The organism is Micromonospora sp. NPDC005197 (assembly GCF_040608295.1).
In the GTDB taxonomy this organism is placed as follows: Bacteria; Actinomycetota; Actinomycetes; order Mycobacteriales; family Micromonosporaceae; genus Micromonospora.
Map to the genome: position 1 here is coordinate 21946 of NZ_JBEXHY010000037.1, position 13599 is coordinate 35544.

Annotated in this window: 11 protein-coding genes; 8 read left to right on the forward strand and 3 right to left on the reverse strand. The window is 73.9% G+C overall.

The features are described 5' to 3' along the window. The first annotated feature begins 37 nt into the window (after positions 1-37). Entirely contained in the window at positions 38-2554 is a 2517-nt protein-coding gene (gene pepN, locus ABZU46_RS15125) for an aminopeptidase N (RefSeq protein ID WP_354857928.1), read from the forward strand. 92 nt (positions 2555-2646) lie between these two features. On the opposite strand, the gene ABZU46_RS15130 is transcribed toward pepN, so the two are convergent. Further along, positions 2647-3861, reverse strand: coding sequence for an FAD-dependent monooxygenase (locus tag ABZU46_RS15130; protein WP_354857930.1), 1215 nt, complete (start codon positions 3859-3861; stop codon positions 2647-2649). A gap of 159 nt (positions 3862-4020) precedes the next feature. After that, positions 4021-4680, reverse strand: a complete 660-nt coding sequence (locus ABZU46_RS15135; RefSeq protein ID WP_354857933.1) for a PadR family transcriptional regulator — start codon at positions 4678-4680, stop codon at positions 4021-4023. A gap of 123 nt (positions 4681-4803) precedes the next feature. Between ABZU46_RS15135 and nadD the strand changes: the two genes are divergently transcribed. The 5 genes from nadD to ABZU46_RS15160 all read left to right on the forward strand — a co-directional run bounded on the left by nadD (position 4804) and on the right by ABZU46_RS15160 (position 8249). Continuing rightward, positions 4804-5400, forward strand: a complete 597-nt coding sequence (gene nadD, locus ABZU46_RS15140) for a nicotinate-nucleotide adenylyltransferase (RefSeq protein WP_203178711.1) — start codon at positions 4804-4806, stop codon at positions 5398-5400. 110 nt (positions 5401-5510) lie between these two features. Then, complete coding sequence (rsfS, locus tag ABZU46_RS15145) at positions 5511-5918, forward strand: ribosome silencing factor (RefSeq protein WP_354857937.1); 408 nt, start codon at positions 5511-5513, stop codon at positions 5916-5918. Beyond that, complete coding sequence (locus ABZU46_RS15150) at positions 5915-6544, forward strand: histidine phosphatase family protein (RefSeq protein ID WP_354857940.1); 630 nt, start codon at positions 5915-5917, stop codon at positions 6542-6544. The genes rsfS and ABZU46_RS15150 overlap by 4 nt, the downstream gene beginning before the upstream one ends. A gap of 72 nt (positions 6545-6616) precedes the next feature. Next, positions 6617-7471, forward strand: a complete 855-nt coding sequence (locus ABZU46_RS15155; RefSeq protein WP_354857943.1) for a DegV family protein — start codon at positions 6617-6619, stop codon at positions 7469-7471. Between the two features lie 4 nt (positions 7472-7475). Then, a complete protein-coding gene (locus tag ABZU46_RS15160; RefSeq protein ID WP_354857946.1) occupies positions 7476-8249 on the forward strand; it encodes an SDR family oxidoreductase in 774 nt (257 codons plus the stop codon). A gap of 66 nt (positions 8250-8315) precedes the next feature. On the opposite strand, the gene ABZU46_RS15165 is transcribed toward ABZU46_RS15160, so the two are convergent. After that, entirely contained in the window at positions 8316-9794 is a 1479-nt protein-coding gene (locus tag ABZU46_RS15165) for an arabinofuranosidase catalytic domain-containing protein (RefSeq protein WP_354857949.1), read from the reverse strand. Positions 9795-10189: 395 nt separating this feature from the next. On the opposite strand from ABZU46_RS15165, the gene ABZU46_RS15170 reads away from it, so the two are divergent. Both ABZU46_RS15170 and ABZU46_RS15175 read left to right on the forward strand, forming a co-directional pair. Then, positions 10190-11044, forward strand: coding sequence for a helix-hairpin-helix domain-containing protein (locus ABZU46_RS15170; RefSeq protein WP_354857952.1), 855 nt, complete (start codon positions 10190-10192; stop codon positions 11042-11044). Beyond that, positions 11041-13449, forward strand: a complete 2409-nt coding sequence (locus ABZU46_RS15175; protein ID WP_354857955.1) for a ComEC/Rec2 family competence protein — start codon at positions 11041-11043, stop codon at positions 13447-13449. Before ABZU46_RS15170 ends, ABZU46_RS15175 begins: the two co-directional genes overlap by 4 nt. The last annotated feature ends 150 nt before the right edge of the window (positions 13450-13599 follow it).

Genomic DNA, 13599 nt, shown 5'->3' on the forward strand with positions numbered 1-13599 from the left:
GGACCGCGTGCCGATCCCCATCGGGCAGGATAAGCGGATGCCGAGCCTGACCCGTGTAGAGGCGACCGCGCGTGGCGCGGCGATTACTGTCGAGTCCTATCAGGTGGACCTCGACCTGACCGGCGACGGGGACCTGTTCCGTTCCCGCGTCGAGATCCGGTTCCGGGCGACCCCCGGCACCGCGACCTTCGCCGAGGTCAAGCCCGCCAACCTCCTCGCGGTACGCCTCAACGACCGCGACGTCGACCCCGGCACGTTGACCGACAACCGACTGCCGCTGGCCGACCTCGCCGAGACGAACACCCTGTTCGTCGAGGCGGAGATGGCGTACTCCAACGCCGGGGAGGGGCTGCACCGCTTCGTCGATCCGGCCGACGGCGAGACCTATCTCTACGCGATGTCGTTCCTCGACAACGCCCAGCGCATCTTCGCCGCGTTCGACCAGCCCGACCTCAAGGCCCCGTTCACCCTCACGGTCACCGCGCCGCCGCAGTGGACCGTCTCCGGCAACGCCGAGGTGGTCGCCAACCCGGCGCCGGGGCGCTGGGAGTTCGCCCCGACCGCGCCGCTGGCGACGTACTTCTTCTCGCTGATCGCCGGGCCGTACCACGTCCGGCGGGCCGAGCACGATGGTGTGCCGCTGGGCCTCTACTGTCGACGGTCGCTCGCCGAGCACCTCGACGCCGACGCCGAGGAGATCTTCACCGTCACCGGGCAGTGCCTGGACCGGTTCCACCAGCTCTTCACCGAGCGCTACCCGTTCGGCAAGTACGACCAGGCGTTCGTCCCCGAGTTCAACGCCGGCGCGATGGAAAATCCGGGCATCGTCACCTTCCGCGACGACTACGTGTTCCGCTCGGCGGTCACCGACACCCAGCGCGAGCTACGGGCCACCACCATCGCCCACGAGATGGCGCACATGTGGTTCGGTGACCTGGTCACCATGCGCTGGTGGGACGACCTGTGGCTCAACGAGTCGTTCGCCGAGTACCTGGGCACCCGGGTCACCGCCGAGGCGACCCGCTTCGACCAGTCGTGGACCACGTTCGCCATGCGCCGCAAGGCCTGGGGGTACGCGGCGGACCAGCGCCCCTCCACCCACCCGGTCGCCCCGCCGGAGGTGGCCGACGCCGACGAGGCCCTGCTCAACTTCGACGGCATCTCGTACGCCAAGGGCGCCTCCGTGCTGCGGCAGCTCGTGGCGTGGCTCGGCGACGAGGCGTTCCTCGCCGGCCTGAACGCGCACTTCGCCGCGCACCGCTTCGGCAACGCCACCCTCGCCGACCTGCTGGCCAGCCTGGGCACGGCCAGCGGCCGGGACCTGTCCGGATGGGCCGAGCTGTGGCTGCGCCAGCCGCAGGTCAACACGCTGCGCGCCGAGGTCGCCGTCGACGCCGACGGCCGCTACACCGAGGTCGCCGTGGTGCAGACCGCGCCCGAGTCGCATGCGGTGCTGCGTCCGCACCGCATCGGCGTGGGCCGGTACGCGGCGGACGGCACGGTGCGGCGCCACGAGGTGGATCTCGACCCGGCCGTTGACGGTGGTCGGACCGTGCTCGGCGCGTTGACCGGCGAGCCGGCGGCCCGGGTGCTGCTGCTCAACGACGGTGACCTCACCTTCGCCAAGGTGCGCCTCGACCCGGCGTCGGCGGACGCCGTCGCGCTGGTCCTGCCGGGCCTGGCCGACCCGCTCACCCGGGCGGTGCTCTGGAGCGAGGCACTGGACGCGGTGACCGACGGAGAGCGACCGGTCAGCGGCCTCGTCGACCTGATGGTCGCGGCGCTGCCGGCCGAGACCGAGGTGATCATCGCGGAGGACGTGCTGACCCTCAGCCGGTCCCTGGTGGACCGCTACCTCGACCCGCTGGCCCGTTCGGCGGCGCTGGCCCGGGTCGCCCTGGCCTGCCGACAGCTGCTGGACGGCGCCACGGCGGGGGAGTCGTTGCAGCTCGCCGCCGCGCGCGGCTGGATCGCCGCGACCACCGACACGGACCTGCTCGTCGGTTGGCTCGCCGGCCGGGACGTACCGCCGGGGCTGAAGGTCGACGCCGAGCTGCGGTGGGCGGTGCTGCGCCGGCTCGTGGTGCTGGGCGCGGCCGGGGAGGCGGAGATCGCCGCCGAGGCGGCCGCCGACGTCAGCTCCACCGGCGCGGAACGGGCCGCCCGCTGCCGGGCCGCTCTGCCCGACCCGGCCGCCAAGCAGGCGGCATGGGAGATCATCGTGCGCGACACCGAGCTGTCCAACCGGCTGCTGGAGGCGACGGCCGAGGGGTTCTGGCAGCCCGAGCAGGCCGACCTGACCGCCGCGTACGTCGAGCGGTACTTCACGGAGATGCCGGCCGCCGCGCGTCGGCGTACCGCGTGGACGGCCGACCGGGTGGCGAAGCTGGCGTTTCCCCACTACGCCGTGGCGCAGCCGACCCGGGAGGCGGCCGCGGCGCTGCTGGCCCGCGACGACCTGACCCCGGGCCTGCGCCGGGTGGTCACCGACACGGACGACGACCTGCGGCGCGCGCTCGTCGCCCGGACGGCGGTGGCCGCCGCCGCAGCCTGAGGCGGGGTCACGGCGGCAGCCTGAGGCTGGGCCGCCGAGACGATCCGGTGCCGGCAGGGCGCGGGGCGGCCTGGCCACCCCGCGCCCTGCGGTCAGCGCAGCGCGGGCTCCGCCGTCACCGGGGCGTCGAAGTCGATGACGTGGCGCTGCTCGTGGGCGATGGTCCGTTCCGGGTCCATCGCCGTGCGCACGAGCAGCGGCATCAGCAGCGGCATCAGCGTCCGCGCGACCGGCCCCGGGGCCTTGGTGTGGTTGATCCGCGCCGCGCGGGCGGCGACCTTCTCGACCCGGGTACGGCGCAGCCGCACGTACGCGTCGAACGCCGACGCCACGTCGGGCAGGTCCCGCAGGCAGCGGGCGAGCTGCACCCCGCTCTCGATGGCGAGCGAGGCGCCCTGCCCGGAGCTGTTCGACGGCGCGTGCGCCGCGTCGCCGACCAGCACCATCCGCCCCCGGTGCCAGTGCGGCACGGGCGGCATGATCTGCAACGACCCGACGACCTGGAGTTCGTCGGCGCTGCTGGTGGCCATCAGCTCCCCGCCCGGGTCGTCGTCGCCGTAGGTGGTGCGCAGCGTGTCCAGCCACTGCTCCGCCGGCACCGTGCGGGCCTCGACGAGGCTCATCGGCCGCTGCTGCGGCAGGTTGGCCCCCCAGCGGGTGCCGCCGCCGGGCTCCGGCCAGTACAGGTAGTAGCCGCGTCGCCCGAACGCGAACGTCATCGTGCCCGCCTCGGCGCTTACCTCGTGCCGGGCGACCGCCTCGAAGCCGAGCAGCCCGGTGAACCGGGGGCCGGGCGCGGCCGGGTCGATGAGCCCACGGACCGTGGACCGGATGCCGTCCGCGCCGACCAGGAGGTCGGCGGTGGCCGTGCTGCCGTCCTCGAAGCGCGCGGTCACGCCGCTGTCGGTCTGCTCGACGGCGACCAGCCGCCGGCCGTACGCGAAGGCGACGCCCTCGGCGACCGCCCGGTCGTGCAGAACCCGGTGTAGCTCGGCCCGGTGCACCACGCGCAGCGGCGGCACTCCGGCCAAGGTGGGCAGGTCGATGCGCCGACGGCCGACGGCCATGACGGTGCGGTCGATCGGGGTGGCGATCGCCGTCACCGCCTCGTCCGCGCCGACCGCCCGCAGGGCCGCCACGCCGTTGGGCGCGAGCGCGAGGGTGCCGCCGATGCCGCCCACCCCGGCGGCGGTCGCCGGGTACGCCTCGTGAACGGTGGCGGTGATGCCGGCGCGGTGTAGCGCGAGCGCCGTCACCGGGCCGGCGATGCCGCCGCCGATGACGATCGCGGTTCGTGCCGTGGTCATGCTCTCTCCCTGGGTGTCGTCGGGTGCGTGCGTGCGAACCGACCTGGGAGGGAACCCGGTTATCCTCATGACTGCCGCTTCGGGCCGGGTGCCTGCTCAGGTGTCGGTTCGAGGTAGGGCTCCGGCGGGGTGTTGGCGCACCCCGCCGGAGCTGTCTTCTCAGTCGGCGTTGTCGGGGTCGCTGCTGGTCCTCTCGGCCAGCTCGATCAGCTCGGCCGGCATCTCGCCGGTCTCGTGGAAGGCCCGCCACGTGTCCAGCCCCGGGTAGCTGCCCGAGGTCAGCTCGGCGAGCAGGGCCCGCAGCCAGGTCGCCTCCGCGGCTCGTATGGCCAGGTCGTACTCCGACTCCACCAGGAACAGCCGGGGGATCTCCCGCAGGTGGGCGTCGAGCGTCTCGCGGTCCCGGCGGAGCGCGTCGTCCAGCCGGTCGAGTCGCTGCCGGAGCAGGTCGGTGGCCTCGTCGGGATGCAGGGCGGCGAGGACGGACAGGCCGGCCCGGAAGCGGGGATGCTCCGGCATCGGCGTGGCGACCAGCTCGCGCGCCCAGTCGACCAGCTCGGCCCGCCCCGCGTCGGTGATCCGGTAGACGGTGCGTTCCGGGCGTCGGCCCTCGCGGACGCTCTCCACCGCGGCGATCAACTGGTGTTTGTCCAGGTTGCGGATGACCGTGTAGAAGGAGCCCCACTTGATCTCCATGTCCTGGTCCTTGCCCCAGGCGCGCAGGGTGCTTGCCATCTCGTAGGGGTGCATGGGCCGCTGGGTGAGGGCGGAGAGCACGGCCAGTGCCAGCAGGTTGCCGACCTTGCGCCGCTTCGGCATGACGTCCCCTTACTCGCCGACAATTACTCGTAGACGAGTATATGCGCGGGATCGGTCGCCTGGCGACCCCCTCGCGCGCCGGGCCGGAGCGGCCGGCCACGATGCCCGGCCTACGATCACGGGGTGGAGGAAGATATCCGGCGGATCGGGATCATGGGCGGCACCTTCGACCCGATCCACCACGGGCACCTCGTCGCGGCCAGTGAGGTGGCGGACCGGTTCGGCCTGGACGAGGTGGTGTTCGTCCCGACCGGGCAGCCATGGCAGAAGGCTGACGAACCGGTCAGCCCCGCCGAGGACCGGTACCTCATGACGGTCATCGCCACCGCCTCCAACCCCCGGTTCCAGGTCAGCCGGGTCGACATCGACCGCAGCGGGCCCACCTACACCGTCGACACCCTGCGCGACCTTCAGGCCGAGTACGGCCCCAAGGTGCAGCTGTTCTTCATCACCGGCGCGGACGCGCTGCAACGCATCCTGTCCTGGAAGGACCTGGACGAGATCTTCGAGCTGGCCCACTTCATCGGGGTGACCCGCCCCGGCTTCCCGCTTACCGACGAGCACCTTCCGGCGGACACGGTCAGCCTGATCCAGGTGCCCGCGATGTCCATCTCGTCGACCGACTGCCGCGCCCGGGTCGCCCGGGGCGAACCGGTCTGGTATCTGGTGCCCGACGGTGTGGTGCAGTACATCGCCAAGCGACGCCTCTATCAGCCCTGATCACGTCCGGTATGCACCGTTCCGTACGTCTAATCGACCAGAACTGACGGGTCGTGACCTCGCCGGGTGTGAGACGCTTGGTGGATCGCACGCCTGATCGAAGGAGAACGGTGACAGTTTCCGAACGCGCGCACGAGCTGGCAATGGCAGCCGCCCAGGCCGCCGCCGACAAGAAGGCGCAGGACATCGCGATCATCGACGTCGGCGACCAGCTCGCCATCACCGACGCGTTCCTGCTCGCCGCCGCCCCCAACGAGCGTCAGGTGCTCGCCATCGTCGACGCCATCGAGGAGCGCCTGCTGGAGCTTCCGGAGAAGGCCAAGCCGATCCGGCGCGAGGGTGAGCGGGGCGGCCGCTGGGTGCTGCTCGACTACGTCGACATCGTGGTGCACGTCCAGCACACCGAGGAGCGCGAGTTCTACGGGCTCGACCGCCTCTGGAAGGACTGCCCCACCATCCCGTTCGTCGACCGCGACCTGGTCGAGGCCGACGCCGGCGGGACCGCCGCAGCCGAATGACCCGGCTGATCGTCTGGCGGCACGGCAACACCGACTGGAACGCCGCCAACCGCGTCCAGGGGCAGACCGACGTACCCCTCAACGAGCTGGGCCGCGACCAGGCCCGCGTCGCCGCCCCGCTGCTCGCGTCGCTGCGTCCCGACGCCATCGTGTCCAGCGACCTGAGCCGCGCCGCGGAGACCGCGGCGGCCTTGGCCGCGCTGACCGGGCTGCCGGTCCGCACCGACGCCCGGTTGCGCGAGCGGCACTTCGGCCAGTGGCAGGGCCTGCACCTCACCGAGGTCGCCGAGCGTTTCCCCGCCGAGTACGCCCGCTGGCGGGCTGGCGACCCCGCCCCGGGGGCGGACCTGGAGCCGCTGGACGCCCTCGGCGAGCGGGTCGCCGCGGCGTTCCTGGCGGCGGCCGACGTGGCCCCCGGCGGGACCGTGGTCATCGCGACCCACGGCGGTGGCTCCCGCCAGGGCGTCGGCCACCTGCTCGGCTGGCCCTCCGGCGTGCTGCGCACCATCGGCTCGCTGGCCAACTGCCACTGGTCCGAGCTGCGGCACGACGACGTTCGAGGCTGGCAGCTACGGGGGCACAACGTCGGCCTGGTCACCGCCCCGGCCGTCGTCGACGCGGTCTGAGCGCCGTTCCCGCCCGCCGCCGGCGCGCTCGCGCCTCGGCGTATCCCGCCGTGATCGGCTAGCGTGCCGGGCATGCCCGTCGCGGTCGTCACCGACTCCACCGCCTACCTTCCGCCCGAGCTGGTGCGGCGGCACCGGCTGACCGTCGTTCCGCTGACCGTCGTGCTCAACGGCGCGGAGGGTCTGGAGGGGGTGGAGACCCAGCCCGCCGACGCCACCAGGGCGCTGCGCGAGCGGCGGGTCTCGGCCAGCACCTCCCGCCCGGCCCCCGAGCAGTTCGCACGGACGTACCGCCGCCTCTTGGACGACGGCGCCGACGGCGTCGTCTCGGTACACCTGTCCGCCGGCCTGTCCGGCACCGTCGAGGCGGCCCGGCTGGCCGCTGCCGACTTCGACGGTCGGGTCGAGGTCGTCGACAGCCGATCCGCCGGCATGGGGCTCGGCTTCCCGGCCATCGCGGCCGCCGCGGCCGCCGAGGCCGGGGCAGACCTCGCCGGTGTACGCGACGCGGCGCTCGCCTCCGTCGCCCGGACCACCGTCTGGTTCTACGTCGACACGTTGGAGTTCCTCCGCCGGGGTGGCCGGATCAACGCGGCCGAGGCGCTGTTCGGCACCGCCCTGTCGGTCAAGCCGATCATGCACATGCCGGACGGGGCGATCGTGCTGCGCGAGAAGGTGCGTACCGCCAGCCGGGGAGTGGCCCGTCTCGTCGACCTGGCCGTCGAGGCCGCCGGCGACGACGACGTGGACCTCGGCGTACACCACCTGGCCGCGCCGGAACGTGCCGAGGCGCTGCTCGCCGCGCTCACCGAGCGACTCGGTGCACGGCTGCACGACACGTACGTCTCCGAGGCCGGCGCGGTGGTCGCCGCGCACGCCGGGCCGGGGCTGGCGTGCGTGGTCGTGCACCGCCGATCGGACGGCTGAGCCGGTGGCCACCACGTGCGTGGTGACCGGTGGCGGCCGTGGCGTCGGCCGGGCCGTGGTGCAACGGCTGGTGACGACCGGCGTCACAGTCGTCGTCGTGGAGCGCGACGCCGAGGCGGTGGACTGGCTGGCCGGGCACCCGGCCGCCGACCGCCTGCTGCCGGTGGTCGGCGACGCCGGCGACGAGCGGGTGGCCGAGCACGCCGCCGAGGTGGCGGAGCGCGCCGGCCGTCTCACCGGCTGGGTGAACAACGCGGCGGTGTTCCGGGACGCGGCGCTGCACTCGGCGTCGGCCGACACCGTCCTGGACCTGATCGGGCTGAACCTGCGCCCGGCCGTGGTGGGCGCGGCGGTGGCGGTCCGCCGGTTCCTGGCCGCCGGCACGGGCGGGGCCATCGTGAACGTCTCGTCGCACCAGGCCCGCCGGCCGGTGTCGGGCGCCCTGCCGTACGCCACGGCGAAGGCCGCCGTGGAGGGGCTGACCCGGGCGCTGGCCGTCGAGTACGGGCGGCACGGTATCCGCGCCAACGCCGTCGCGCTCGGCTCGATCGCCACCGAGCGGCACGCCGAGTTCCTCGCCGCGCAGGAGCCGTCCCAGGCCGAGTGGATCGACGCCGAGCTGACCCGGCTGCATCCGGTGGGCCGGATCGGGCGCGCGGACGAGGTGGCGGAGGCGGTCGCGTACCTGCTGTCGCCGGCGGCGAGCTTCGTCAACGGGGTGACGCTGCCGGTCGACGGCGGACGAGCCGTACTCGGCCTCGACCCGGAGGCCCGCTGACCCGGCGCGAGCGTGCCGCCTCCGGGTCGTGGTGACGACCCGGAGACGGCCCGACAGGCGGCCTGATCAGCTACGCAGGGCCCACTGCTGGTTCTGCTGCCCGTTGCAGGCCCAGAGGATGACCTTCGTGCCGTTGGCGGTGGCGGCGCCGTTGGCGTCGAGGCAGAGCCCGGACTGGACGCCGGTGATGGAACCGTTCGCGTTGACGTTCCACTGCTGGTTGGCGCCGCCGTGGCAGTCCCAGATGATGACCTGGGTGCCGTTGGTGGTGCCCTGGCCGTTGGCGTCGAGGCACTTGTTGCCGTACACCTGGATCTGCTTTGCGGCGGTGTAGGTCCAGCGTTGGGCGGTGCTGTTGCTGATGCAGTCCCACAGTTGCACCTGGGTGCCGTTGGTGGTGGTGCCGTTCGGTACGTCGACGCAGCGGCCGGACTGCGCGCCCACGACCTGGACGTTCTGCTGCGGGTTGCCGCCGGTGGCGGGGGTGTAGGCGGCAGCGGCGATGTTGGCCTGCACGGCGTCCTCGGTGGCGGCCGACGGGTAGCCGGACGTCAACACACCCTCGAAGAAGGTGCCCCGGCCGGTGATGCTGTTGTCGCCGCCGATACCGAGCAGGATGGCCCCCTCCTTCTTCATGGGGTTGTAGCCGTTGGGGCGTCGACCGTCGAAGTAGGTGGTCAGGCCGCCCGACTGCGCGTTCCCACCCCGGATCGCCCAGTGGTTCGGCTCGCCCTTGACCATGGCGGTGACGAAGCGGTGGTTGATGGACGCGATGTTGTTGTAGCCCGCGTTCACCCCGGAGAAGAGCCCCCACTCCAGGTCGGCCATGATCCAGGGGCCCGCCCCTGCTCCGTAGCCCCACTGCTTGTTGGCGCCGAAGTAGACGGTCTCCATGATGGCGCGTTCGTCGGCCTGGACGTTGGTCTGCGCGTTGCCGTAGTCGAAACAGCACCACTGGTTGTAGTGCGTGCCGTCGACGACCGCGTAGATGCCCTCGGGCTGGTCGCCGGTCGCGACGCCGTTGGTGTTGTTGTTGCGGTAGCCGGTGCCGGGGGCGATGTAGACGCCGTACGCCTTCTGACCGCCGATGGTGACCGGTGCCGCCTTCGCGTCGGCGAGGTTGTCGTACCCGCCGGCGGCGGGGCCGGTGAAGCCGCCCGGAGGCGCCTGGGTCAGGCGGTTGTTGCGGCCGGACTGGTCGTAGATGACCGTGATGACGCAGTTCGTGTTGGCGCAGAACGTGTCCTGCGTGGCGGCGTTGGCGACGCCGCCGGCAGTGAGCACGCCGACGTCGCGGGTGGTGTTGTCCGACGAGCGGCGGACCTGGTAGAGCGGGCCGTTGTACGCCCCGTACAGGGCTCGGGTGGTGCTGTGCGCGGCCACGCACGGCGTGCCGCCGGAGGCGTAGATGTCGCACGGGCCGGTGCCGGCGGCCCGGGCGACGCCGGGCGTCTCGGAGACCACGTAGACGCCGGCCCCGGCGACGAGGACCAGCAGGGTCCCCGCGGCGGCCAGCGAACGGCTCAGCCTTCTCTTTACGTCCATGGATTCCTCTTCGGTGGTGGAGGGTGATGGGAATGGGTGGCGGTCAGGGATCCCACGGACGTCGACGGAGGGCGGGTGTCCGTCGTGTGGGCGCACTTCAGCGGGACGGGACGTGCCGCGTGGCCCGTCCTCGGTGGACGGGCGCGGTGCGGGATCGGTCCGCCGGGCGCCGGCCCATCGTGACGTCACACGTCATACCTGTAACATTAATAGTCGTCCATGCGTGTGCGCTACCTCCCGTGCCCAGCCGCGGGTGCGCCGCGACTGCTCGTCGCCCCGGGCGGCCCAATAGCAGATCGGGACATGATCAGGGCGTTGTCCACAGTGGCGCCGGTTGTCCACAGGTCGACGCCGGAGCGCCCCGGCGTGCCGCCCGTCGGCCCTAGCGTCGCGGTGTGTCGCAGGACGAGGAGACAGAGGTACGCCAGCGTCTGCGCCGGTTGACGGCCCCGACGGGTGGCGGCGTGCCGATCGCGGGGGCGCTCCCGTTCGGCGTGCCGCCACCCCGAGCTGGCGTGCCGCTCGCGGGGGCGCTCCCGTTCGGCGTGCCGCCACCCCGGGCCGGTGCGCCGTCGACCGACCCGGCGGCGCACGGGTCCCCCGATTCCGACGGCGGCGCCGCACGGCTGCCCGGCCCGGGGGCGTTCGATCCGGGGCGGCGCGGCGTGCGGGCGTTGGCGGTGGTCGCCCTCGTGGTGGTGCTGGCCGCCGCTGGTTGGGCCTGGCGGTCCCGGCCACACGCGGAACCGGTCGCCCCGTCGACCGGCGCGGCGGCCCCGGCCGTCTCGGCCGAGCAGGGGAGCGCGTCGCCGGCCGGCGAGCTGGTGGTGGCGGTCGCGGGCAAGGTGCGCCGGCCCGGGTTGGTGCGCCTGCCGGCCGGGGCCCGGCTCGCCGACGCCGTGCAGGCGGCCGGCGGCCCGCTGCCCGGGGTCGACGTGGCGCTGCTCAACCCCGCGCGCAAGGTCACCGACGGCGAGTTGATCGTGGTCGGGGTGACGCCACCACCGGTGCCGGGGGGTGGGGCCGACCCGGCGGCCGGCGGGGCACCGGCCGCCGGCGGGCCGCTGAACCTCAACACCGCGACGCTGGCCCAGCTCGACGCGCTGCCCGGGGTGGGGCCGGTGCTCGCCCAGCGGATCCTCGCCTACCGGGATCAGCACGGCGGGTTCAAGGGCGTCGGTGACCTGCGCCAGGTCGACGGGATCGGTGACGCGCGCTACGAACAGCTCAAGGATCTGGTGACGGTGTGAGCGGCGCTCATCCCACGCCGTCGAGCCACCCGGGCCTCGCCCAGCCCCGGACCCCGCCGCCGGATCTCCGGCTCGCCGGGCTGGCCGTGGCCGCGTGGCTCACCGCGCTCACCGGCCTGCACGTCGGCGTCCGCCCGCTCCTGCTGGTGGGCGGGACAGCGGCCGTGCTGTCGGCGTTCAGCGCCCTGCACCTGCTCGGCCGACTCGGCCACCCCCGGGCTCCCGCCCGTCGGCACGGCTGGATCGCCGTCGCGGTCGGCCTCGGCGTGCTCTGTGGCGCGGCGGCAACCGCTGGCCGCCTGGCTGTCCGGGACGCGCCGCCGATCCACGTCCTGGCCGAGCAGCGCGCTCCGGTCACCGCCGAGCTTGTCGTCCGGGACGATCCGCGCCCGATCCGATCCGCCGGCCGTCCCGGCATGCTGCTGGTGTCGAGCGAGCTGATCCGGCTGACCGGTCCGAACGGCCAGCGGGTTCGGGCGTCGGCGTGGCTGCTGGTCCTGGCCACCGACCCGGGCTGGCGAGGTCTGCTGCCCGGTCAGCGCGTGACCGCCGAGGGTCGCCTCGGCCTTCCGCGCGGCGGCGACCTCACCGCGGCGGTGCTCGGCGCCACCGGGCCCCCCGAGCGTCATGGTGCGCCGTCCTGGGCGCAGCGCGCAGCCGGCACGCTGCGTGCCGGCCTGCAACGGGCCTGTGTGCCCCTCCCCGACGATCCGGGTGGCCTGCTGCCGGGGCTGGTGGTGGGGGACACGAGCCGCCTGCCGCCCGCCGTCGAGGAAGACTTCCGGGCGACCGGAATGACACACCTCAACGCTGTTTCGGGCAGCAACGTCGCGATCGTGTTGGGCGCGGTGCTGCTGTTGGCCCGCTGGGCGCGCGCCGGCCCGTGGCTCGCCGGCCTGCTCTGCGGGGTGGCGCTGGTGGGGTTCGTCATCCTGGTCCGCCCGTCGCCGAGCGTCGTCCGGGCCGCCACGATGGGGGCGATCGGGCTCGTCGCGCTGGCCGCCGGTCGACCGCGGGCCGCGCTGCCCGCACTGGCCGCCGCCGTCACGGTGCTGGTGCTGGTCGACCCCGAGCTGGCCGGTGACGCCGGGTTCGCGCTGTCCGTGCTGGCCACCGGGGGTCTGCTGCTGCTCGCGCCGCGCTGGCGGGACGGGCTGCGCCGCAGGGGTGTCCCGGCCGGACTGGCCGAGGCGTTGGCGGTGCCGGCGGCCGCCCAGGTGGCCTGCGGGCCGGTCGTCGCCGGCATCTCCGGCACGGTCAGCCTGGTGGCCGTGCCCGCCAACCTGCTGGCGGTGCCGGCCATCGCCCCCGCGACAGTGCTGGGCGTGACGGCCGCCGTGCTGTCGCCGGTCTGGCCCGCCGGGGCCGGGTTCGTCGCGTGGCTGGCGAGCTGGCCGGCCTGGTGGCTGGTCGTCATCGCCCGCCAGGGCGCCCGCCTCCCCGCCGGCACCCTGCCCTGGCCGGGCGGCGCGTGGGGCGCACTGCTGCTGGCCGGGCTGACCGTGGCGCTGCTGGTCGCCGCGCGTCGACCGCTGGTGCGCCGAGTGGTGGCGGTCGTCGCCGTCGCCGCGCTGCTCGGCGCCCTCGGCGTCCGGCTGATCGCCACCGGCTGGCCGCCGCCCGGTTGGGTGGTGGTGGCCTGTGCGGTGGGGCAGGGTGACGCCCTGGTGCTGCCCGTCGCCCCCGGCCGGGCGGTGGTGGTCGACGCCGGCCCGGAGCCGGGCGCGGTGGACGCGTGCCTGCGACGGCTCGGCATCCGGGAGGTGCCGCTGTTCGTGGTCAGCCACTTCCACGCCGACCACGTGGGCGGGGTGGCCGGCGTGTTCCGGGGCCGGCGGGTGAGCGCCGTGCTGACCCCGCCATCGACGGATCCGGCGAGCGGCCGGGACGCGGTCCGCGCGGCGGCGACGAGCGGACGGGCCACGCTGCTCGGCACCACCGCCGGGGCGCTGCATCGGGTCGGCGGTGTCGACCTGCTCGTGCTCGGTCCGCCGTACCCGCTGGCCGGCACCAGATCCGACCCGAACAACAATTCGTTGATGCTGCGCGCCACGGTCGCCGGCGTGCAGATCCTGCTGCCCGGCGACGCCGAGACCGAGGAGCAGCACGCCGTGCTGACCCGGACGGCGTCGGGACAGCTGAGGGCGGACGTGCTGAAGGTCGCCCACCACGGCTCGGCGTATCAGGACGACGGCTTCCTGGCCGCCGTACGGCCGGCCATCGCGTTGGTGCCGGTCGGCGCGGGCAACACCTACGGGCACCCGAGCCCGGCGCTTCTGGCCCGGCTCAGCAGGGGCGGCGCCCGGGTCCTGCGGACCGACACCGATGGTGACCTGGCAGCGATCCGGACCGGCCACGGACTGGCGGTGGCCCGCCGAGGGGTGCAACCCGGACGACCACCGTGAGAGTCGACCGCGGGGCGGCCCGGCTCTGCCGTCGCGGGAAAGGCGGCTCTGCCGTGGAAATTGCAGCGTTATGGAGGAAATGGTGACCGTATTGCGGATTAGATGACGAACCGAGATAAATGTCTGGATTTGCGCTTAGTGCGGGCTGCA

Coding starts and splice junctions, on each gene's coding strand:
- pepN (WP_354857928.1), top strand. CDS start 38: ATGCCGAGCCTGACCCGTGTAGAGGCGACCGCGCGTGGCGCGGCGATT.
- ABZU46_RS15150 (WP_354857940.1), top strand. CDS start 5,915: ATGACCCGGCTGATCGTCTGGCGGCACGGCAACACCGACTGGAACGCC.
- ABZU46_RS15155 (WP_354857943.1), top strand. CDS start 6,617: ATGCCCGTCGCGGTCGTCACCGACTCCACCGCCTACCTTCCGCCCGAG.
- ABZU46_RS15130 (WP_354857930.1), bottom strand. CDS start 3,861: ATGACCACGGCACGAACCGCGATCGTCATCGGCGGCGGCATCGCCGGC.
- ABZU46_RS15135 (WP_354857933.1), bottom strand. CDS start 4,680: ATGCCGAAGCGGCGCAAGGTCGGCAACCTGCTGGCACTGGCCGTGCTC.
- ABZU46_RS15165 (WP_354857949.1), bottom strand. CDS start 9,794: ATGGACGTAAAGAGAAGGCTGAGCCGTTCGCTGGCCGCCGCGGGGACC.